Raw genomic sequence first — 22194 nt, 5'->3', positions numbered from 1 at the left:
GCTACCCGCGCTTGCGCGCGGGCTTGCGGCGCACGTAGAGCGCCTTGCCGTTGCCGACCGTCCGTGTCTCGGTCTCGAACAGGCCGATCCCCGCGACCAGCTCGCTGAGCTTGGGGTAGCCGTAGTTGCGCGCGTCGAATTCGGGCGACTGCTTGCTGATGATCTGGCCGACCGGACCGAGGCCGGCCCAGCCGCTGTCGTCGGAGGCGGCCTCGATGGCGTTGCGCACCAGATTGACCAGCCGGTTGTCCTTGCGCAGCTCGCTCCCTGTCATGCGCTTGACCGGGCCATCCGAGTCGTCTTCCGTCCCCGGCACCAGCACTTCGGTGTAGATGAATTTGTCGCAGGCGGCCACGAACGGGTTCGGCGTCTTGCGTTCGCCGAACCCGTACACGGTCAGGCCCGATTCGCGGATGCGCGAGGCCAGACGCGTGAAGTCGCTGTCGCTGGAGACGATGCAGAAACCGTCGAAGCGCTCGGTGTAGAGCAGGTCCATGGCGTCGATGATCATCGCCGAGTCGGTAGCGTTCTTGCCGCGCGTGTAGCCGAACTGCTGGATCGGCTGGATCGAGTGCGTCAGCAGCGTGTCCTTCCAGCCCTTCAGGTGGGTGCCGGTCCAGTCGCCGTAGATGCGCTTGACGTGTGCGGTGCCGTACTTGGCGATTTCGGCCAGCAGACCTTCGGCGATGGCCGGTTGGGCATTGTCGGCGTCGATGAGGACGGCCAGTCGGGATTGAGCCATGGGTCGGTTCCGTGACGGCGTTGGGGCGATGGTAACGCGTTGCCGCGGCGCGTGGGGCGACGCGGGTCGGCTCAGACGGGCAGCGGTTCGGCGGTGAAGGTCAGTTCGACCGCGGTACCGGCGGGGTCTGTCAGAAACAGCTGGACTTGCTGCAACGCGTCGACCTGATCGACGACGAAGTCGATGCCGGCTTCGCGCAGGCGAAGCAGGGTGTCGGACAGGCCGCGGCAGGCAAAGGCGATATGGTTGAAGGCCGTGTCACGCGGCGGGGCGACGTCGGCGTCGTGAGGGTCGATGGTCAGATGCATCACATCGCGGTCTCCGGCGTACAGCCAGTAGCCGCGGGAGCCGGAACGGAAGTGCGGGCGAGGGCCTTCGCGCAGGCCGACGACCTCGCGGTAGAACGCACGCAGGCGTTCGATCATGGTTTCCGATGCGCGCAGGTTGATATGGCCGATGCAGGCAACGGCCACTCTGGTGTCGCTCACGCGCCGCTGTAGGCGCCGAAGCTGCGCAGGCGCTGGTAGCGCTTCTCGAGCAGGTCCTGGGTCGACAGGCCCTCGAGTTCGTCCAGCTGGTTGAGCAGCATGGTCTTCAGACGGATGCCGGTGCCGTGCGGGTTGCGGTGTGCGCCGCCCAGCGGTTCGCGCAGGATCTTGTCGATCAGGCCCAGCTCCATCAGCTGCTGTGCGGTCATCTGCAGCGCCTCGGCGGCGATCTTGGCCTTCTCCGCGCTTTTCCACAGGATCGAGGCGCAGCCTTCCGGCGTGATGACCGAGTAGGTCGAGTACTGCAGCATGTTGATGCGGTCGCCGACGCCGATGGCCAGCGCGCCGCCGGAGCCGCCCTCGCCGATCACGGTGCACACGACCGGCACCTTCAGTTCGGCCATTTCCAGCAGGTTGCGAGCGATGGCTTCGCTCTGGCCGCGTTCCTCGGCACCGACGCCGGGGTAGGCACCCATGGTGTCGATCAGGGTCAGCAGCGGAATGTCGAAGCGCTCGGCCAGCTGCATCAGGCGCAACGCCTTGCGGTAGCCCTCCGGACGCGGCATGCCGAAGTTGCGGCGGATCTTGCCCTTGGTGTCGCGGGCCTTCTGATGGCCGATGATCATCACCGAGCGGCCGTTGATACGGCCCAGGCCGCCGACGATGGCGCCATCGTCGGCGTAGGTGCGGTCGCCGGCCAGTTCGTGGAACTCCTCGCACATCACATCGATGTAGTCGAGCGTGTAGGGACGCATCGGATGGCGCGAGATCTGGCAGACCTGCCACGGCGTGAGATTCTTGAAGATCTCCGCAGTCTTGGTCTTGAGCTTGCCGCGCAGGCGCGCGACTTCCTCGTCGATGTCGAACGCCTGTCCATGGCTGGCGTGGCGAAGCTCTTCGATCTTCGCATCCAGTTCGGCGATCGGTTGTTCGAAATCGAGGAAGTTCGCGTTCATTCGGCGCATGTTCGACTGTGTAAAGCTCGAAGTATAGCTGGACCGGACCGGTCTGCGACAGGAGGTCGCAGCACGCAAGTGCGACTCAGTTCCCGCCTGGATTGGGCCGCGACAGGCGCAGTTCGGCATCCAGCACGCCCGGCAGGCCGCGCAGCGTGCGCAGCAGGTCGGGTTGGGCGCGCACGCGCCAGGCCTGGCCCAGTTCGATGTCGGCCTGGCCGACGCCGTTGCGATAGCCGGTCAGCACCAGCGGCGTGGGGCCGCCCCGGTACTCGCCCAGTGCGTTCTTCAGGTCGTCGATGAAGCCGGCGTCGATGCCGTTCACGCGCACGCGCAGGAGGCGCGCCAGCCGTTCGCAGGCGTCGTTCAGGCCCCACACCTGGCGTGCGCGGACCTGGTAACCACCGGAGAAGTCGTCGATGGACAGGTCGCCCTCGACCACCAGCAGCGCGTCGCGCACCAGCAGCGGCGCGTATTCGTTCAGCGCTTCGCGGAAGAAGCTCAATTCGACCGCGCCGCCGGCGTCCTCCAGGCGTACGAAGGCAGCGGTTTCGCCGCGTCGGCGTACGGCGGTGACGATGCCGGCCACGACCCACGGGGTGCCCTTGCCGCGACGAAAGCGGTTGCCGCCGTCCTCGCCGCCGCCGAACGACTGCGGTGGCTGGTAGCGTTCGGGAATCTCCTCCAGCGGGCAGGTGGCGAGTTGCGCCAGCACGCTCTTCCACGGGTCCGTGGGGTGGCCCGAGAGATAGTGCCCCAGGGTATCGCGCTCGCCGCTGAGCAACTGTTCCAGCGGCCATTCGGGCGCTTCGCGCAGTTCGACCTGCACGGTCGCTGCTGCGCCGCCTCCGCCGCCGAAGATGTCGTGCTGGCCGGCGTCGAGGTTGCGCAGGTGCTGCTCGGCGGCTTTCATTGCCTCCGGCAGCTGCAGCATCAGACTGGCGCGGGTGGGCGCCAGGGTGTCCAGCGCGCCGGACAGGGTCAGCGCTTCCAGCACGCGCTTGTTGAGCTTGCCCGGCGCGACGCGGCGGCAGAAGTCGGCCAGGTCGGTGTAGCGGCCGCCCTGTTCGCGTTCGGCCACGATGGCCTGGCAGATGCCTTCGCCGACGCCCTTGATCGCGCCGATGCCGTAGCGCACCACGCGCGGCTCGACGGCCTCGAACTTGTACACCGAGGCGTTGACGTCGGGCGGCAGGACGGTGAGGCCGATGGCCTTGCACTCGTCGAGGAAGTTGACCACCTTGTCGGTGTTGTCCATATCCGACGACAGCGTCGCGGCCATGAACTCGGCGGGGTAGTGTCGCTTCAGCCAGGCGGTCTGGTAGGCGACCAGCGCGTAGGCGGCCGAATGCGACTTGTTGAAGCCGTACTCGGCGAATTTCTCCATCAGGTCGAAGATCGAGGTCGCGACCTGCGCGTCGATGTTGTTCTTGGCCGCACCCTCTTCGAAGATGGCGCGCTGCTTGGCCATCTCCTCGGGCTTCTTCTTGCCCATCGCGCGGCGCAGCAGATCGGCGCCGCCCAGCGAATAGCCGGCCAGGACCTGGGCGATCTGCATCACCTGTTCCTGGTAGACGATGACGCCGTAGGTGGGCTTGAGCACCGGCTCCAGCAGCGGATGCGGGTAGGTGACCTCGGCCAGTCCGTGCTTGCGGTCGGTCCAGTCGCGGTCCATCCCCGAACCCAGCGGACCGGGACGGAACAGCGCAGCCAGCGCGATGATGTCCTCGAAGGTGTCCGGCTGCGCACGCTTGAGCAGTTCGCGCATGCCGCGCGATTCGAACTGGAACACGGCCACGGTATCGCCGCGTGCGAACAGGGCATAGGTTTCGGCGTCGTCCAGCGGCAGCTGGGTCAGGTCCAGCGGTTCCTCGCCGGCCGCTTTGCGACGCACGTTGATCGCCTTCACTGCCCAATCGATGATGGTCAGCGTGCGCAGGCCGAGAAAGTCGAACTTCACCAGGCCGACGTCCTCGACGTCGTTCTTGTCGAACTGGGTGACCACGCCGCCACCGCCTTCTTCGGCGTACAGCGGCGAGAAGTCGGTCAGCGGGGTGGGCGCAATGACCACGCCGCCGGCGTGCTTGCCGGCGTTGCGGGTCAGATCCTCCAGCTTCAGTGCCAGGTCGATGAGTTCGCGGACTTCGTCCTCGTTCTCGTAGCGCTGCACCAACTCGGTGGACATCAGGTCCGAGTTGGCCTTGGATTTTTCCGAGCGCCCCAAGGCGTCGTTCAGGCTGATGCCCAGCGTGTTGGGGATCAGCTTGGCGATGCCATCGACATGGCCATAGCCCATGCCCAGCACGCGGCCGGAATCGCGCACCACGGCCTTCGCGGCCATGGTGCCGTAGGTGATGATCTGGCTGACCTTGTCGCGGCCGTACTTGCGCGCGACGTAGTCGATGACCTCGTCGCGGCGGTCCATGCAGAAGTCGATGTCGAAGTCGGGCATCGACACGCGTTCGGGATTGAGGAAGCGCTCGAACAGCAGGTCGTAGGGCAGCGGGTCGAGATCGGTGATCTTCAGCGCCCAGGCCACCAGCGAACCGGCACCCGAGCCGCGGCCCGGCCCGACCGGGATGTCGTGGTCCTTGGCCCACTGGATGAAGTCGGCCACGATCAGGAAGTAGCCGGGGAAGCCCATCGAGATGATGACGTCGAGCTCGCGCTCCAGGCGCGCGTCGTAGTCTTCGCGCGTGTGGCCGGGTGCCAGCGGATGCGTCTCCAGGCGCTGATCCAGGCCGGTGCGCGCCTCGGCGCGGATGAAGCTGTCGAGGTCGTGCTCCTCGGGCACCGGGAAGGCGGGCAGGTAGTAGGTGCCGAAATTCAGTTCGAGGTTGCAGCGTTTGGCCAGCTCCAGCGTGTTGTCCAGCGCCTCGGGCACGTCCTCGAACAGCGCTTCCATGGCCTCGGGCGGCTTCAGGAACTGCTCTTCGCTGTAGTCGCGCGGACGGCGCGGGTCGGCCAGCACGCGTCCCTGGCGGATGCACACGCGTGCCTCGTGGGCCTCGAAGTCCTCACGGCGCAGGAAGCGCACGTCGTTGCTGGCGATGACCGGAAGGTCCAGCTCGCCAGCCAGATGCAGCGCGGACTGGTTCCAGGCCGGTTCGTCGTCGCGGTGCGTGCGGGTCAGTTCCAGGTACAGGCGTTCGTCGAACAGCGCGCGCATGCGGTCCAACGGCGCGCGCGCCGCTTCCGGCCCGCCGCTGGCGACGCTGCGCGCGAACAGGCTCTCGCGTCCGGCGACGGCGATCAGGCCCTCACCGGATTGCTGCAGCCAGCCCGATTCGATCATGGCGCGACCGCCGTGCTGGCCTTCCAGCCAGGCGCGCGAGACCAGCCGGCACAGATTGCGGTAGCCCTTCTCGTGCTGGCATAGCAGCGTGAGGCGCCAGGGACGCGGATCGTCCGGCTCGGTGACCCACAGGTCGCAGCCGGCTACCGGTTTGACGCCCGCGTTGTAGGCCGCGCGGTAGAACTTCACCAGGGCGAACAGATTGCTGTCGTCGGTCAGGGCGACGGCGGGCATGTCCGCGCGCGCGCAGGACTCGACCAGCGCCTTGACGCGGATGGTCGAGTCGACCAGCGAGAATTCGCTGTGGGTATGCAGATGGACGAAACGGCTGGGCATCGCGACGCGCGCTGGGAGCTTCCTGACAGTGTAGTGCTTCGGCGGCGCGTTGACCGCTTCCGTTCGACGAAAGCGCATCCAGTTCGGGGCCGGCGCGCCGCAGATCGTACCCTAGCGATGCGCGGAATGGTGGACAAGCATCCGATGCGGGGCGTGCAGGCGAGCTTCAGTCGACGATGTGGAAGCGATCGTCGCCTTCCGACCGGTATTTGGCGTACGGGCGCAGACTTTCGGGCGTGGTTCCGTGTCGCAGACGCAGCTGCAGCCATTCGTCGGGGGTAATGTGCAGCGGCTTGTCGTCGGGGATGTTGAGGCGAGCCGCCATGGCGCGGCGGAAATGGCAGAAATCCTGGTGCGCCGCGATCAGCAGCGCGACGTCGGGGTTGGGCGCTTCGTCGCCGCATTGCGGATCGGTGTCGATGCGGTACAGCAGTTCGTCCAGCTTGGTCAGATCCTGGCAGGCGGGCAGCCAGTCTTCGTCGGCGAGCATGTCGCGCAGCTGCGGCGCGAGCTCACGCAGATTCAAAGGGTGGGATGCAGCGGATGCGGGTTGGCGAGAATCGGAAACATTCATGGCCAGGCTCCTCGTGTGGAGCCGCCGCGGCTTCCTGGTCCCGTAGGTGCCGCGTGCGGCGTAAACCTCGGTCCGTAGGTCCACTGTACTCCGATCGCGGCGCCATGGAATAGGGCGCAAGTCACGCGTCGAACAGGCCGGGTTCCAGTAGTTTTCGCACGGGTGCGAAGCTGCGGCGGTGTTCGGGACAGGGGCCCAGCCGCTGCAGCGCATCGAGGTGCTCGGGAACGCCGTAGCCCTTGTGGCGGGCGAAGCCGTAGCCGGGATAGCGCTCGTCCAGCGCCTGCATGTGCCGGTCGCGGGCGACCTTGGCCAGGATCGACGCGGCGCCGATGCTCGGTTCGAGGCCATCGCCACCGACGATGGCCTGTGCCTCGCAGGACAGTCCCGGAGGCACCTTGTTGCCGTCCACGAGCACGTATTCGGCGGTCGGATCGAGGCCGCAGGCCGCCTCGCGCATGCCCTGCATGGTGGCCTGGTAGATGTTGATGCGGTCGATCTGCGGGCATTCGACGAACACGATGCGCCAGGCCAGCGCGCGTTCCACGATGCGCTCGTAGAGCGTTTCGCGACGCGTCTCGCTGAGCTGCTTGGAATCGTCGAGACCGCGAATCGTTCGTGCCGGGTCGAGAATCACGGCCGCGACGACGACCGGACCAGCCAGCGGCCCGCGACCGGCCTCGTCGACGCCGGCGATGCGCAAATCGCGATCCAGGCGCGCGCTGACGGGGCGGCGGCGTGGCATGTCAGCGCGCGTGCGCCGTGTCGGGCAGCAGTTCGGCGATGGCCTCGGCCGCCTGTTCCGCGGCGCTGCCGTCATGGTGGCCATTGAGTTCGCGGTGCAGCGCTTCGAAGGCGGCGACGATATTGCCGCGGCGCTGGCTGTCGCGGAACAACGCGAGAACGGCCTCGGTGACCTTGTCGACGGTGCAGTCATCCTGCATCAGTTCCGGCACCAGACGCTGGCCGGCCAGGATATTGGGCAGCGCGAAGGTGTCGGTCTTGATCAGTTTCAGCGCCTGCACGAAACGGTAGGTCATCGGCGCGACGCGATAGCCGACCACCATCGGTCGCTTGGCCAGCATGGCTTCCAGCGTCGCCGTACCCGAGGCCAGCAGCACCACGTCGGCGGCGAGCATGGCTTCGTGCGCCTGGCCGTCCAGCAGGGTCAGGGGAGCATTGGGTGCCAGCGAGATCAGACGCTGCAGCACCTCGCGACAGCGCGCGTTGGCGGCCGGCACGACGATGCGCAGGCCGGGGATGGACTGCGCCACGCGCGCGGCGGCGTCGAGAAAGACCTGCCCGAGCCGCTCCACTTCGGAAGCACGGCTGCCAGGAAGCACGGCCAGAACCGGGATGTTCTGTGCCAGATCGAGTGTTTCGCGTGCGCCGTGACGATCGGCGACCAGCGGGAAACGGTCGGCCAGTGGGTGGCCGACGAAGCGGGCGTCGACGCCGTGACGCGCGTAGATCTCCGGTTCCATCGGGAACAGGCACAGCACGCGATCGGCGCTCTGTCCGAGCTTTTCCGCGCGTTTCTCGCGCCAGGCCCAGACCGAGGGGCTGACATAGTGCACGGTGCGCAGCCCGCGGCGCTTCAGCGCGCGTTCGAGGCCCAGATTGAAATCCGGGGCGTCGATACCGACGACCACGTCCGGACGCAGCGCAGCGATGCGCCGGATCAGGTCGCGGCGCAGCTTCAGCAATCGCGGCAGGTGCTTGAGCACTTCCAGGAAGCCCATCACCGAGAGCTCGTGGATATCGCGCCAGGCCTCGAAGCCTGCGTCGTGCATGCGCGGACCGCCGACGCCGACGATGCGTGCGTTCGGATAGCGTTGCCGCAGGGCCTGGATCAATGCGCCGCCGAGCTGGTCACCCGAGGCTTCGCCGGCGATCAATGCGATGGTCGGTGCGGCCGCCTCGGTTCGGGATTCGGGGAGTGCTTCGCTCATCCGCCAGAGAATACGGGACATCGGCGCTTTCGTCGCGCGCGACGAAAGCGCATGTTGGAAAGGGTTCATCGAGCCGCCGCCGAGTGCGGCGGGAAGTTCAGCGTTTCAGCGAGCGTTCGCTGCTGTCAATGAAGTCGAGCATGGCTTGCACATCCTCGCTGGAGCCGGCCTGTTCGTTCAATCGCTCGCGCGCTTCGGCCAGCGGCAGGCCCGCCATGTACAGCGTGCGGTAGGCGCGCCGGATGGTGGCGATGCGTTCCGGCTCGAAGCCGCGGCGCTTCAGACCTTCGCTGTTGATGCCGCGCGGCCGGCCGTGCTCCTGCTTGCCCATGATGACGAAGGGCGGCACGTCGGCACCGACCAGGCAGCCCATGCCGACGAAGGCATGATCACCGATCTTGCAGAACTGATGCACGCCGCTGAAGCCGGCCATGATGACCCAGTCGCCGACTTCCACGTGTCCCGCCAGCGAGGCGTTGTTGGAGAACACGGTGTGGTTGCCGACCTGGCAGTCGTGGGCAATATGCACGTAGGCCAGGAACCAGTTGTCGTTGCCGATGCGGGTCGCGCCGCCGCCGTCGCCCGTGCCGCGATTAATGGTGACGAATTCGCGGAAGACGTTGTTGTCGCCGATGATCAGTTCGGTGCGCTCGCCGTGGTACTTCTTGTCCTGGGCGTCGCCGCCGATCGAGGCGAACGAGTGGATGTGGTTGCCTTCGCCGATGCGGGTGGGGCCTTCGATGACCACGTGCGGTCCGATGACCGTGCCTGCGCCGATTTCCACGTCCGCGCCGATGACGCTGAACGCACCGACCTGGACATTGTCGGCGAGGCGGGCCTTGGGGTCGATCTGGGCACTGGCGTGAATCATCGCATTGACCTCACTCGGCGCGACCGGCGCACATCAGTTCGCAACTGGCCACTTCGTTGCCGTCCACTACCGCGCGAGCCTCGAACAGGCCCATGCCTCGCAGCATACGCTTCAGGCGCACTTCCAGACGCAGCTGGTCGCCCGGCACCACCTTGGCGGAGAAGCGTGCCTTGTCGACCTTGGCCAGGTAGAAAAGGGGATTGGTGTCCGAGTTGCTCTGGTTGCTGAGCATGATCAGGGTGCCTGCGGCCTGGGCCATCGCTTCGATCACCAGCACGCCGGGCATGACCGGATGGTTGGGAAAGTGGCCCTGGAAGAACGGCTCGTTCATGGAGACGTTCTTGATCGCGACAACGCGCTCGCCGGGCTCCAGTTCGATCACGCGATCGACCAGAAGGAAGGGATAGCGGTGCGGTAGGAGCTCCTGGATCTGCTCCACGTTCACCGGCAACTTGATGGCGTCAGTCATGATCTTTCCTTTCCAGCGCCGTGAGGCGGCGCGCGTACTCGTCCAGTTTCTTGAAACGTGCGGCGTTGCGTCGCCACAGGCGGTTTTCCTGCAGCGGCACGCCGGATGAATATTCGCCTGGTTCGCGAATCGAATGCGTCACCAGACTCTTGGAGGTAATGGTAACCCGATCGGTCACTTCCAGATGCCCGAGGATGCCGGCGTCGCCGCCGACCAGGCACCAGCTGCCGATTTTCGCGCTGCCGGCCACCGCGCTGCAACCGGCCATGGCGGTGTGTGCGCCGATCTGCACGTTGTGGGCGATCTGGATCTGGTTGTCCAGACGCACGTCTTCGGCCAGCACGGTGTCTTCCAGGGCGCCGCGGTCGATGGTGGTGTTGGCGCCGATTTCGCAGTCGTCGCCGATGCGCACGCCGCCGAGCTGCGGCACCTTGGTCCAGTGCCCGGCATCGACGGCGATGCCGAAGCCGTCCGCGCCGATCACCACGCCCGGATGCACCAGCACGCGTCGGCCGAGGCGCACGCGAATGACCAGGGTCACGCGGGCGACCAGTCGCGACTGCGCGCCGATCACGCAGTCCGGGCCGACCATGCAGTAGGGACCGAGTACCGCGCCGTCCTCGACGCGAGCGTTGTCCTCGATGACGCAGTACGGTCCGATGCAGGCGGTCTCGGCCACTTCGGCGCTGGGCGAAACCACGGCGGTCGGGTGGATGCCGGGTTCGGCCGCGGCACGTTTCTCGAACAGGGCGGCGATCTTGGCGAAGGCGAGGTACGGGTCGCGTGCGATCAGGGCGGGGGTCGGGCATTCGTCCGCCGAATCCGCGTCGAGAACCACCGCGGAAGCGCCGGTTTCGCGCATCTGCGCGGTATAGCGGCTGTTGGCCAGGAAAGTCAGCTGGCCCGGCCCGGACGAGGCCAGCGTGCCGACGCCTTCGATGAGAGTCTCGGCGTCGCCCTGTACCTGCACGTCGAAACGTTCGGCCAGTTCGGCCAGTGTGTAACGGCTCACACGGTGCTCCCCTGCCGCCGAGCGGCTATGCAATGGGCCAGTGGTCGATGACGTGGCCGGAACGACCGCGTTGGGCGCGAAAACCGCGAACGCGACGGATCCGATCCGGTCGGATTCTACGACCTGGCGGCCCGGATTGCCCGTGAGGCCGCTCCGGGAACGCCGGGACGGCCATACGGGATCATGCCGGCAACGCTCAGAACTGGTTGCCGAAGGTGAACTGCAGGCGTTCCTCGTAGCGGCGATCCTGCGGCTGGTCGCGGAACGGCACCGCAAAGCTGATCACCAGCGGACCGATCGGCGCCTGCCACTGCAGCGACAGGCCGTAGGAGGCGCGCAGATCCTTGGCGTTGAAGGAGTTGTAGTCCTTGTACACGTTGCCGACGTCGACGAAGGCGGCGACACGGGCGGTACTGACGTCCTTCAGGGCGGGAATCGGCAGGAACACCTGCGCGGTGCCCTTGACCTTGAAGGCGCCGCCGACCGGCTGCGAATAGCCGTAGGCCGGGACGTAGGCGCGCGGACCCAGTGTGTTGTCCTGGAAGCCGCGGACGTCACGCACGCCGCCGGCGTAGTAGTTCTCCCAGAACGGGAAGCCGTACTTCTTGTCCTTGCCGTAGGTCTTGCCATAGCCGACTTCGCCATCGAGCAGCAACACGAAACCGCCGCCGACGGGCCAGTAATGGTTGCCGTGGTAGAAGGCCTTCCAGAACTGCACGGTGGAACCGGGCAGGGCCGCGTTGATGGACAGGGACTCCACGCCGCCGGTGGTCGGCGCCCAGTAGTAATTGCGCGTGTCGCGCGAGTAACCGATGGTTCCGGTCCAGGAGTGGACGGTCTTGTTTCCGATCAGGTTCTGGTAATCGACCAGTTCCTGCGGCGAGAAGCCCGGGAACAGATTGATCTTGTTGCTGGTCAGGCCCAGACCGAACTGCAGGCGGTCGACTTCGCTGACCGGCACGCCGACGGTCGTCGAGAACGAGCGGGTGCTGTTGGTGTAGTTGGCGAAGTCGGTATTGCCGTAGTCCAGTTTGCTGTAGGTGGCGTTGTAGCCGATGCTGACGCCGTCGTCGGTCAGATACGGGTTCACGTAGCCCAGCTGGATCTGCGAGTAGTAGCTGCTGTGCTGCACGGCCACGGAGAACTTGTCGCCGCTGCCGAGGAAGTTGTTCTGCGACACCGAGGCGCTGAGGATCACGCCCGAGTACTGCGAGTAGCCGACGCCGAACATCAGGCTGCCGGAGGATTTCTCCTCGACCTTGACGTTCAGATCCACTTCGTCGTCGGTGCCCGGCACGCGCTGGGTGTCGACCTTCACGTCGTCCTTGAAGTAGCCCAGGGTCTGCAAGCGGCGCTTGGAGGCGTCGATCGCGGCCTGCGAGTACCAGGCGCCTTCCGGCTGGCGCATCTCGCGGCGCAGCACCGAATCCTGGGTCTTGGTGTTGCCCTGGAAATTGATGCGGCGCACATACACGCGCTTGCCCGGCTTGATGTAGAAGGTCATGTCCGCGGTGCGGTTCTTCTTGTCCAGCTTGGGCACGACCTGCACTTCGGCGAAGGCGTAGCCGATGTTGGACAGCACGTTCTTGATCGCCTTCTTGCTTTGCTCGACCAGGAAGCGATTGAAGGTGTCGCCCTTCTTCATGAAGACCAACTGGCGGATGGTCTTCTCGGGCAGCACCAGATTGCCCAGCAGGTGCACGTCGGAAATCTTGTACACCTCGCCCTGCTTGATGTTGGCGGTGATGTACATCTTGCGCTTGTTCGGACTGATCATCACCTGCGTGGAGTTGATGTTGAAGTCCGCGTAGCCGCGATTCATGTAGTACGAATCGAGCTTCTTGAGATCGCCGGAGAGTTTTTCCTTCGAGTACTGGTCGTCCTTGGTGTACCAGGACAACCAGTTGCTGGTGTCGGATTCGAAATTGTCGCGGATCTGCTTGTCGCTGAAGGTCGTGTTGCCGACGATGTTGATGGCCTTGATGCGCGCGGTCTTGCCCTCGCGCACGACGATGTCCAGCGAGACGCGGTTGCGGTCCAGGTGCGTGACGTGGGTCTTCACCGAGACGTTGTACTTGCCGCGGTTGTAGTACTGCGTGATCAGTTCATCCTGCACGCGGCTCAGCGCCAGCGGGTCGAAGGTGTCGCCCTCGGTCAGGCCGATCTGCTTCAGGCCCTTCTTCAGGTCGTCGGTCTTGATGGCCTTGTTGCCGCGGATGTTGAGCTTGGCGATGGACGGCCGTTCGACGACCTTGATGACCAGGATGTCGCCCTGGCGTTCCAGCTCGACGTCGCTGAAGAAGCCGGTGTTGAACAGTGCCTTGATGGACTGCTTGGCATTGGCTTCGGTCAGGGTGTCGCCCTTGGCGACCGGCAGGTAGCTGTAGACCGTGCCCGCAGCAATGCGCTGCAGGCCGTCGACGCGGATGTCGGAGATCGTGAACGGCTGCATGGCCATGGCCTTGGCGGTCATGGAGGCAAGCAGGATCAGGGCGGCGATACGCTTCATCGTCGATTCCAGTGGGTGATGCGCGAGTACGCGGCAGCAGGCCGCAGCGAATAAGGGCCTCGGTTCAAGACGAGAGTCCGAGAATATCGTTGTACAGAGCCAGCCCGACCAGGCAGGCGAGCAGGGCGAGACCGATGAACTGGCCGGCGATCATGGTGCGTTCGCTGACCGGGCTGCCCTTGACCAGCTCGATAAGGTAATACAGCAGATGCCCGCCGTCCAAGACGGGGATCGGCAACAGGTTGATCACGGCGAGGCTCAGCGACACCAGTCCGAGGAAGCCCAGGAACCAGGTCAGCCCGAGTTGTGCCGAGGCGTTGGCCACGCGGGCGATGGTGATCACGCCGGAAAGGTTGCGTGCCGAGGCCTGCCCGGTGAGGATGCGGCCGATCATCTGGAACGTGGTCGCGGTCTTGTCCCAGGTGGTGGCGAAGGCGTGGCCCAGCGCGGCGATCGGGCCGTAACGGAGGATGGCGGTTTCCTGCTTGGCCGGAGCATTGTAGACCCCCAGGCGCCACACGTCCTTGCCGTCATCGATCACATGCTTCGGCGTCAGGGCCAGCTTCAGTGTGCGGTCCTGCCGACGGATGGCGATCTCGACGCTGGACGCGTGTTTCATGTGCTCGTCGAGAATGGTGCCGATGTCGGTGAAGTAGTGGACCGGCGTGTCGTCGATGCTGAGAATTCGGTCGCCACTCTGGATGCCTGCTTTCGCCGCCGCGCCGTCCTGCACCAGTTTGCCGACGACGGGCGGGATGCCGCCCGGCAACAGGCCGATGCGGTCGAAGGCCGTCTGCATGGCGGTATCCGCGGGCAACTCGTTCAGCGCCAGCGTGACGGTTCGCACCTCGCCCTGATGCCGCACATCCAGTCGCACGGGCTGGCGCAGCAGCGCATCCTCGCTGATGGCATCGAGCGCGCCGCTCCAGGTCACGACCTTGTTGCCGTCCACGGCCACGATGCGGTCGCCGCTGCGGATGCCGGCTTCCGCGGCAAGCGTGTGCGACGGTGGCGCGGCGAGTACCGGAACGGCGTCGGGTTTGCCGATCACGAACATCAGCCAGAAAGCGGCCACCGCGAAGATCAGATTGAAACCCGGGCCGGCGGCGACGATGGCGATGCGCTTCCAGACGCTCTTGCCGGTGAATTCCTGGTCCTTCTGGTCCTCGGGGACCTCACCCTCGCGTGCGTCGAGCATTTTCACGTAGCCGCCCAGGGGAATCATCGCGATGCGGTATTCGGTGCCGTCGCGACCGACGCGGCTCCAGATGGCGCGCCCGAAGCCGACCGAGAAACGCAGCACCTTCACGCCACAGCGGCGCGCCACCCAGAAGTGACCGAATTCGTGGAAGGTCACCAGCAGGCCGAGGGTGACGATCAGCCACCAGACGGAACCGAAAAATGTGCTCATGCAGTCGTTGGGTCTTGAATCAGCAGCAGAAAGTGGGCACACGCCGCAGTGCGGCATGATCCGTGTAGCTTAGCAGCGTCCGCCGATGCAACGGCGAGCCGTATCGCGAGCCTTGAGATCACGCGCCCTGAGTGTCTGAATATCGACCACGGCTTCGGCAGGCAGTTCCGCAAGGACCTGCTCGATGACGTCGGCAATGCCGAGAAACGGCAGCGTTCCTTCGAGAAACGCCGCGACCGCGACTTCGTTGGCGGCATTGAGGAGCGTGGTCGCGTCGCCGCCCTCGCGCAGGGCCTGGAAGGCCAGGTCGAGGCAGCGGAAGGTGGTGGTGTCGGGTGGCTCGAAATCGAGTTGTGCGACGGCAGCCAGGTCCAGCGGCGGCACGCCGGCCTCGATGCGCTCGGGCCAGGCCAGCGCATGCGCCAGCGCCGTGCGCATGTCCGGGTTGCCGAGCTGCGCCAGCACTGAGCCGTCCGCGTACTCGACCAGCGAGTGCACCAGGCTCTGCCGGTGCACTACCACGTCGATGATGTCGGGCGCGGCGCCGAACAGATGATGCGCCTCGATGACTTCGAGGCCCTTGTTCATCAGCGTCGCCGAATCGACCGAGATCTTGCGGCCCATGCTCCAGTTCGGGTGCGCGCAGGCCTGGTCTGGCGTGATGTCGTGCAGATCGCGGCGTGTGCGTCCACGGAACGGGCCACCCGAGGCGGTCAGGATCAGCTTGCGCACGCCCGCCGCGGCCAGCGGCGGACGCTCCCCCGGCAGGCACTGGAAGATGGCGTTGTGCTCGGAATCGACCGGGATCAGTTCGCCGCCGCCCTCGTGCAGCGCCTGCATCAGCAGCGCCCCGGCCATGACCACGGATTCCTTGTTGGCGAGCAGCAGACGCTTGCCGGCGCGCGCGGCGGCCAGGGTGGAGTCGAGGCCGGCCGCGCCAACGATGGCGGCGACCACTGTGTCGTAGCGTGCGTCGGCGGCGGCCTCGCTGATGGCGGCCATGCCCGACTGGACCTCGCACTCGACGCCGGCGCTGGCCAGACGTCTGCGCAGGTCGTTCTCCATGGTCGGGTCGGCGAGGATGGCGCACTGCGGTCGGAAGCGCGCGCACAGCTGCGCGAGTTTCTCGCTGTTGCGGTGCGCGGCGAGCACGCCGACGCGGAAGCGGTCGGGGTGGCGCGCGACCACGTCTAGGGTACTGCCGCCGATCGAGCCGGTGGCGCCGAATACGGCCAGCGTTCTCATATGCGGTTCTCCGCGTTTCGCGCCCGGAACGAGACCATCACAGGCCCAGCAGCAGCTTGGCGATCACGAACACGGGCAGGGCGGCGAACACGCTGTCGAGTCGGTCCAGCAGACCGCCGTGGCCGGGAAACAGGGTTCCGGAGTCCTTGATGTCGGCCTGGCGCTTGAACAGGCTCTCGATCAGGTCGCCCAGAATGGAAGCGGCGACGGTGACCACGCCCAGCACCAGCATGCCCAGTAGCGCGATCGGATGGCGTATGTCCAGCAGCCAGCCGCCGATGACGCTGACCGCGCCGCCCAGGATCAGCGCGCCATAGACGCCGGCCCAGGTCTTGCCCGGACTGATGCGTGGCGCCAGCTTGCGCTTGCCGAACAGGCGGCCGGAAAAATAGGCGCCGGTGTCGGCGGCCCATACCAGCAGGATCGCCAGCAGCACCCACCAGGGGCCTCGCGCCTCGCCGTGCATGCCGATCAGGGCCAGCCAGGACGGTATGAAAATCAGCAGACCGACCGTGAGTTTCAGCGCGACATGCTCGTGCGTCGGTGAGGCCGCAAAACTGTAGTGACGCAGCCACAGCAGGCTGGTCAGCCACCACAGCACGCCGACGGCCACGCCGAGCGTCCAGATCCAGGTCTGTGCGCGCAATATCCACAGCGCGATCAGCGCGATCAGCGTCAGCGTCAGCCAGGCCAGGCGCACGGAAACCTTGCGCACGCCGCACAGCCGCGTCCATTCCCACTGCGCGGCCAGGAACACGGCGCCGACGATGACGCCGAACAGCCAGGTCGGCGGCAGCAGCATCACCGCGAGGGCGAGCGGAATGAGGATGAGAGCGGTCAGGATGCGCTGTAGAAGCATGCGTTTCGGTCGTCCCTAGGGTTGGGGCGCGGTGGATTCGGCGACTTGCGATCCGGTACGGCCGAAGCGGCGCTGGCGACCGGCAAAGTCGTCGAGCGCCGCGTCCAGACAGTCGGCATCGAAGTCCGGCCACAGCGTATCCGTGAACACCAGCTCCGTATAGGCCAGTTGCCACAGCAGGAAATTGCTGATGCGGTGTTCGCCGCCGGTGCGGATGAACAGGTCCGGTGCGGGAAGGTCGGCCAGACAGACGTGCGCGCCGAGCATCTCGGCATCGATCCCGGCCGGGTCCAGATCGCCGCGCGCAGCGGCTTCGGCGAGCGATCTCGCGGCCTGCGCGATGTCCCAGTGACCGCCGTAGTTCACGGCCACGTTGACGTGCAGTGCGGTGTTGCCTGCCGTGCGCTCACGCGCGGCGTGCATGCGTTTGCGCAGGGGCGCGTCGAAGCGCGACAGATCGCCGATGAAGCGCAGGCACACGCCATTCGCGTGCAGTTGATCGACTTCCTTGTCGAGGGCCTTCAGGAACAGCGTCATCAACGCAGAGACCTCGGTCTCCGGTCGGCGCCAGTTCTCGCTCGAGAAGGCGAACAGCGTCAGGGCGCCGATGCCTCGGCGCATGCAGTGCTCGATGGCCTGGCGCACCGCCTTCTGGCCGGCTCGGTGGCCGAAACTGCGCGGTTGGCGACGCTGCTCGGCCCAGCGGCCGTTGCCGTCCATGATGATGGCGACGTGGCGCGGAAGGCTGGGCGTGTCGGTGCTCATGGACGCGGAGATGAAGCCGGGCGGATCAGACCGCCATCAGCTCCTCTTCCTTGGCCTGCGCCACGGCGTCGACTTCCTTCACGAAATGATCGGTCAGGCGCTGGATCTCTTCCTCGGCGCGACGCTCGTCGTCCTCGCTGATTTCCTTGGCCTTTTCCAGTTCCTTGACCTGATGCAGCGCGTCGCGGCGGATGTTGCGGATGGCGATCTTGGCGTTCTCGCCCTCGCCGGCGACGTGCTTGGCCAGTTCCTTGCGGCGCTCCTCGGTGAGCGGCGGCAGGTTCAGGCGGATCACCATGCCGGCGGTGGTCGGCGTGATGCCGATGTCGGAAGCCATGATGGCCTTCTCGATGGGGCCGACCATGTCCTTTTCCCACGGCGTGATGGTCAGCGAGCGGCCGTCGGTCACGGCGACGCCGGCGACCTGGGTCAGCGGCATGTCCGAGCCGTAGTAGGGCACCTTGATGCCTTCGACCAGGGCGACGCTGGCGCGACCGGTGCGCAGGCGTTGCAGTTCGTGCCTGAGCGACTCGACGCTCTTGCCCATGCGGGTTTGTGCATCGTTCTTGATGTCGTTGATCATGCAGGACTCCAGGGGCCGGGCGATCCGGCGAGTATAGCAGCGCGCCGGCGTGCAACCGGCGCGAGGGGAAAGTCTTCGCCGCGGCTGCGGCGCGGGATCAGGCGGCTTCGACCAGGGTGCCGACGGGCTCGCCGCGCAGGATGCGCGCGAGGTTGCCCGGCTTGGTCTGGTCGTAGATGCGCAGCGGCATGCCGTGATCGCGGCACAGGGCGATGGCCGCGGTGTCCATGACTGCCAGCTTGCGCTCGATGACCTCGTCGTAGGTCAGCGTCTCGAAGCGCACCGCATCGCTGTGCGTGGCTGGATCGGCGGTGTACACGCCGTCGACCTTGGTGGCTTTCAGCAGCAGGTCCGCGCCGAGTTCGACCGCGCGCAGGGCCGCGGCCGAGTCGGTGGTGAAGAACGGGTTGCCGATGCCGGCCGCGAACAGGGCGATGCGGCCCTTCTCGATATGGCGGATGGCGCGGCGACGGATGAAGTCCTCGCACACGTCATGGATGGGGATCGCGCTCATCACGCGCGCATAGGCGCCGCGCTTCTCCAGCGCGTCCTGCATGGCCAGCGCATTCATGACTGTGGCCAGCATGCCCATGTGGTCGCCGGTGACGCGGTCCATGCCTGCTGCGGCCAGGCCTGCGCCGCGGAAGATGTTGCCGCCGCCGATGACCACGCCGATCTCCACCCCCGCCTTGCTGGCCTCGATGATTTCGTCGGCCAGTCGACCGATGACCTTGGGATCGATCCCGTAGTCCTCGTCGCCCATCAGGGCCTCACCGGAGAGTTTCAGCAGGATGCGGCGATATTTCGGCGCGGATTCGGACATGGGCGGATTTCCAGAGAGGCGGGCAAACGCCCGAGATTGTAGCGGATGCCGGCGCGGCATAGCAGTCTGCGCGCGCCGTTCGGACGAAATGCCGCGGACAGGCCGCGGGCATAAAAGAAGGGCCGCGACAGGCGCGGCCCTTCTTCGGTACAGCGGTGGAGGGTGAATCAGGCCAGGCCGGCCTGCTTCATCACCTCGGCGGCGAAGTCGTCTTCGGCCTTCTCGATGCCTTCGCCCACGGCGAGACGCTCGACGGCCAGGATCTCGGCGCCTTCCTTCTTCAGCACGTCACCGACGTTGCTGCCGGTGTCCATGACGTAGGCCTGACCGGTCAGGGACTGTTCCGCGCACAGCTTGCGCAGCTTGCCCTGGATCATCTTCTCCTGGATCTCGGCCGGCTTGGCCTTGTCCTTCTCGGTCATCTGCGCCAGGGCGATTTCCTTCTCCTTCTCCAGCACCTCGGACGGCACGTCCTCGGGGTGGATGAAGTTCGGATTCATCGCCGCCACGTGCATGGCGATGCCCTTGGCCAGTTCCTCGGAACCGCCCTTCAGGGCCACCAGCACGCCGATGCGGCCGCCGTGAATGTAGCTGCCGATCACGCCGTCGACGTCCACGCGCGCCATGCGACGCACCTGGATGTTCTCGCCGATCTTGGCGATCAGGCCCTTGGCGGTGTCCTCGACGCTGTCACCGCCCGGGTAGGCGGCGCTCTTCAGCGCGTCGACGTCGGCGGCGCCCGACTCCAGGGCCACCTTGGCGACGTTGTCGCTGAAGGTCAGGAAGTTATCGTCCTTGGCCACGAAGTCGGTCTCGCAGTTGACTTCGACCAGGACCGCCTTGCCGCCGTCCTGCGCCGCGACGATGCGGCCTTCGGCGGCCACGCGGCCGGCCTTCTTGTCGGCCTTGGCCAGACCCTGCTTGCGCAGCCATTCCATGGCGACGTCGATGTCGCCCTCGTTGGCCACCAGGGCCTTCTTGCATTCCATCATGCCGGCGCCGGAGCGCTCGCGCAGTTCCTTGACCTGTTGTGCACTGATCTGCATCGGATTTCCTCGATGTTCTTGCGGGCGCACGCCCCGCGCGGGGCGTGCGTCGTGAATGACTTACTTGCTGTCGGCTTCCTTGGCCTCGGCCTTGTCGGCCTTGGCTTCGGCGGCGGGCTCGGCGTCCTTCTTGGCGGCAGGCTTCTTGGCCGCAGCCTTCTTGGCCGGCGCCTTCTTCTTGTCGTCGGCCTTCATCACCGGGTTGCCCTCGGCGTCGAGTTCGACGAAGTCGTTGCCGTCGCCCTGGGCGGCGGCCGGCGAAGCGGCCTTGCCTTCCAGCACGGAGTCGGCCGCGGCGCGGGTGTACAGCTGGATGGCGCGGATGGCGTCATCGTTGCCCGGAATGGCGTAGTCCACCAGGCTCGGGTCGTAGTTGGTGTCGACCACGGCGACCACCGGGATGCCCAGCTTGCGGGCTTCCTGCACGGCGATGTCCTCGTGACCGATGTCGATGACGAACAGGGCGTCCGGCAGGCGGTTCATGTCCTTGATGCCGCCCAGCGACTTCTCCAGCTTGTCGCGCTCGCGACGCAGCGACAGCACTTCGTGCTTGACCAGCTTCTCGAAGGTGCCGTCGGTCTCGGCCGCTTCCAGCTCCTTCAGGCGCGCGACCGACTGCTTGACGGTGCGGAAGTTGGTCAGCATGCCGCCCAGCCAGCGCTGGGAGACGAACGGCATGCCGCAGCGGGCGGCTTCCTCGGCGACGGCTTCGCGCGCGGCGCGCTTGGTGCCGACGAACAGCATCGTGCCGCGCTTCTGCGCCAGGCCCGACACGTAGTTCATGGCGTCGTTGAACAGCGGCAGCGTCTTCTCGAGGTTGACGATGTGGATCTTGCCGCGGGCGCCGAAGATGTACGGACCCATCTTCGGGTTCCAGTAACGGGTCTGATGACCGAAATGCACGCCGGCTTCGAGCATCTGGCGCATGGTGACTTGAGGCATGTTGTACTCCTTGGGGTTGAACCTCCACGCATCCCCGACCTCGACCCTGGCGCTTGAAAAGCGGGCAGGGCACCCCGAAACCGGTGTCGATGCGTGTGTGGCGTTGTAGTGTGCCGGCGCGAACCATTTCGCTTCCGGCCCGACGAGTATCCCGCACAGGGGTTACAATCGTCTTTCGCTCCGCGCGCCGCATGGGGCCGAACAGGCACTCGGCGGCGACAGAACCGGCCAATTGTAGCTGCATGCGGAAGGCTTCCACAAGCAGCTGAAACGGTTCGGGAAAATTGTTCAGCCGCCCGGCGACGAACGGTCGTCGCGGCGGAACCGGAAAAGCACAGGATTCGGCGTATGCCCGCAGTACCCAAGACCCCCGAAGAAATCGAGAAGATGCGCGTCGCCGGACGCCTCGCTGCCGAGGTTCTGGCGTTGCTCAAGGAGCACGTCAAGCCCGGCGTGACCACGGAAGAGCTCGATCGCATCGCTTACGAGCACATCGTCAACGTGCAGAAGGCCGTGCCGGCCAACGTCGGCTATCGCGGTTTTCCGAAGACGCTGTGCACCTCGGTCAACCATGTCATCTGCCATGGCATTCCGAACGAGCGCAAGGTGCTCAAGGACGGCGACATCGTCAATTGCGATGTCACCGTCATCAAGGATGGCTGGCACGGAGACACCAGCCGCATGTTCATCGCCGGCACGCCCAGCGTGCGTGCGCAGCGCCTGGTGGACGTGACCTGGGAAGCCATGATGAAGGGTATCGAGGCGGTGCGTCCGGGCGCGACCCTGGGCGATGTCGGTCACGCCATCCAGAAGCACGCCGAGGCCGCCGGCTTCTCCGTGGTGCGCGAATACTGCGGTCACGGCATCGGCAAGATCTACCACGATGAGCCGCAAGTGCTGCATTACGGCAAGCCCGGCGCCGGCCTGAAGCTGGAGAAGGGCATGACCTTCACGGTCGAGCCGATGATCAACGCTGGCAAGGCCGGCACCCGCTCGTTGCCGGATGGCTGGACGGTGGTCACGAAAGACCATTCGCTGTCCGCGCAGTGGGAGCACACCATCGCCGTCACCGACGACGGCTTCGAGATCCTGACGCCCTGGCCGGACGCCTGAAGGCGCAAGTGGGCGGGGAGAAGTGAGGACGGCGCGCGTGCCGGAATTCTTCGGCATGCGGACGGCGGTTGGCTTCTGACCGAATGCTCCGGGGCCTTTGTCCGGGCGTGCGTTGAGATGTATCGCACCGCGCCGCGTTGCCTGCAACGGAGCTGCTCCGGGCATGCAGACCGGGGCGGGTGCATGGAACAAGGGCGTCGATG

Annotated in this window: 20 protein-coding genes; 1 reads left to right on the top strand and 19 read right to left on the bottom strand. The window is 66.1% G+C overall.

The annotated features are described in order from the left end of the window. Position 1: 1 nt before the first annotated feature. The 19 genes from BTJ49_RS10185 to rpsB all read right to left on the bottom strand — a co-directional run bounded on the left by BTJ49_RS10185 (position 2) and on the right by rpsB (position 20878). A complete protein-coding gene (locus BTJ49_RS10185) occupies positions 2 to 742 on the bottom strand; it encodes an NYN domain-containing protein (RefSeq protein WP_113065284.1) in 741 nt (246 codons plus the stop codon). A 71-nt stretch (positions 743 to 813) separates the two neighbouring features. Next, positions 814 to 1230, bottom strand: coding sequence for a VOC family protein (locus tag BTJ49_RS10180; protein WP_113065283.1), 417 nt, complete (start codon positions 1228 to 1230; stop codon positions 814 to 816). Then, positions 1227 to 2186 carry an acetyl-CoA carboxylase carboxyltransferase subunit alpha gene (locus BTJ49_RS10175; protein WP_113065282.1) on the bottom strand — a complete coding sequence of 320 codons (960 nt, stop codon included), beginning with the start codon at positions 2184 to 2186 and terminating at the stop codon, positions 1227 to 1229. The genes BTJ49_RS10180 and BTJ49_RS10175 overlap by 4 nt, the downstream gene beginning before the upstream one ends. An 85-nt stretch (positions 2187 to 2271) precedes the next feature. Beyond that, positions 2272 to 5817, bottom strand: a complete 3546-nt coding sequence (dnaE, locus tag BTJ49_RS10170) for a DNA polymerase III subunit alpha (RefSeq protein ID WP_113065281.1) — start codon at positions 5815 to 5817, stop codon at positions 2272 to 2274. 166 nt (positions 5818 to 5983) lie between these two features. After that, entirely contained in the window at positions 5984 to 6391 is a 408-nt protein-coding gene (locus BTJ49_RS10165) for a hypothetical protein (RefSeq protein WP_146742319.1), read from the bottom strand. Between the two features lie 121 nt (positions 6392 to 6512). Continuing rightward, on the bottom strand, positions 6513 to 7136 hold the full coding sequence (rnhB, locus tag BTJ49_RS10160) for a ribonuclease HII (RefSeq protein ID WP_113065279.1): 624 nt from the start codon (positions 7134 to 7136) through the stop codon (positions 6513 to 6515). 1 nt (position 7137) lies between these two features. Beyond that, the gene (lpxB, locus tag BTJ49_RS10155; RefSeq protein ID WP_113065278.1) at positions 7138 to 8343 is read right to left on the bottom strand and encodes a lipid-A-disaccharide synthase; all 1206 of its coding nucleotides are present in this window, start codon (positions 8341 to 8343) and stop codon (positions 7138 to 7140) included. Positions 8344 to 8440: 97 nt separating this feature from the next. Beyond that, positions 8441 to 9214 (bottom strand): acyl-ACP--UDP-N-acetylglucosamine O-acyltransferase, encoded by a 774-nt coding sequence (gene lpxA, locus BTJ49_RS10150; protein WP_113065277.1) that lies wholly within the window; start codon positions 9212 to 9214, stop codon positions 8441 to 8443. Between the two features lie 10 nt (positions 9215 to 9224). After that, positions 9225 to 9686: a 3-hydroxyacyl-ACP dehydratase FabZ gene (gene fabZ / locus BTJ49_RS10145; protein WP_206098400.1), complete on the bottom strand. Its 462-nt coding sequence runs from the start codon at positions 9684 to 9686 to the stop codon at positions 9225 to 9227. After that, on the bottom strand, positions 9676 to 10695 hold the full coding sequence (gene lpxD / locus BTJ49_RS10140) for a UDP-3-O-(3-hydroxymyristoyl)glucosamine N-acyltransferase (protein WP_113065275.1): 1020 nt from the start codon (positions 10693 to 10695) through the stop codon (positions 9676 to 9678). Before lpxD ends, fabZ begins: the two co-directional genes overlap by 11 nt. A 196-nt stretch (positions 10696 to 10891) precedes the next feature. Then, positions 10892 to 13204: an outer membrane protein assembly factor BamA gene (gene bamA, locus BTJ49_RS10135; protein ID WP_113065274.1), complete on the bottom strand. Its 2313-nt coding sequence runs from the start codon at positions 13202 to 13204 to the stop codon at positions 10892 to 10894. 64 nt (positions 13205 to 13268) lie between these two features. Then, a complete protein-coding gene (gene rseP, locus BTJ49_RS10130) occupies positions 13269 to 14615 on the bottom strand; it encodes an RIP metalloprotease RseP (protein WP_113065273.1) in 1347 nt (448 codons plus the stop codon). Between the two features lie 69 nt (positions 14616 to 14684). Beyond that, positions 14685 to 15860 (bottom strand): 1-deoxy-D-xylulose-5-phosphate reductoisomerase, encoded by a 1176-nt coding sequence (gene dxr, locus BTJ49_RS10125; RefSeq protein WP_113065272.1) that lies wholly within the window; start codon positions 15858 to 15860, stop codon positions 14685 to 14687. A 37-nt stretch (positions 15861 to 15897) separates the two neighbouring features. Continuing rightward, entirely contained in the window at positions 15898 to 16719 is an 822-nt protein-coding gene (locus BTJ49_RS10120) for a phosphatidate cytidylyltransferase (protein WP_113065271.1), read from the bottom strand. A gap of 15 nt (positions 16720 to 16734) precedes the next feature. Further along, a complete protein-coding gene (uppS, locus tag BTJ49_RS10115) occupies positions 16735 to 17484 on the bottom strand; it encodes a polyprenyl diphosphate synthase (protein ID WP_113065270.1) in 750 nt (249 codons plus the stop codon). Positions 17485 to 17509: 25 nt separating this feature from the next. Further along, positions 17510 to 18067 (bottom strand): ribosome recycling factor, encoded by a 558-nt coding sequence (frr, locus tag BTJ49_RS10110; protein WP_113065269.1) that lies wholly within the window; start codon positions 18065 to 18067, stop codon positions 17510 to 17512. 97 nt (positions 18068 to 18164) lie between these two features. Continuing rightward, positions 18165 to 18890 carry a UMP kinase gene (gene pyrH / locus BTJ49_RS10105; RefSeq protein WP_113065268.1) on the bottom strand — a complete coding sequence of 242 codons (726 nt, stop codon included), beginning with the start codon at positions 18888 to 18890 and terminating at the stop codon, positions 18165 to 18167. 167 nt (positions 18891 to 19057) lie between these two features. Further along, positions 19058 to 19936, bottom strand: a complete 879-nt coding sequence (tsf, locus tag BTJ49_RS10100; protein WP_113065267.1) for a translation elongation factor Ts — start codon at positions 19934 to 19936, stop codon at positions 19058 to 19060. 60 nt (positions 19937 to 19996) lie between these two features. After that, positions 19997 to 20878 carry a 30S ribosomal protein S2 gene (gene rpsB, locus BTJ49_RS10095; protein WP_113065266.1) on the bottom strand — a complete coding sequence of 294 codons (882 nt, stop codon included), beginning with the start codon at positions 20876 to 20878 and terminating at the stop codon, positions 19997 to 19999. Between the two features lie 348 nt (positions 20879 to 21226). Between rpsB and map the strand changes: the two genes are divergently transcribed. Then, entirely contained in the window at positions 21227 to 21991 is a 765-nt protein-coding gene (map, locus tag BTJ49_RS10090; RefSeq protein WP_113065265.1) for a type I methionyl aminopeptidase, read from the top strand. Positions 21992 to 22194: the final 203 nt, after the last annotated feature.

Origin of the sequence: Oleiagrimonas sp. MCCC 1A03011 (assembly GCF_003267965.1) — a bacterium.
Taxonomy (GTDB): Bacteria; Pseudomonadota; Gammaproteobacteria; order Xanthomonadales; family Rhodanobacteraceae; genus Oleiagrimonas; species Oleiagrimonas citrea.
This window is presented reverse-complemented; position numbering and strand designations above follow the sequence as displayed.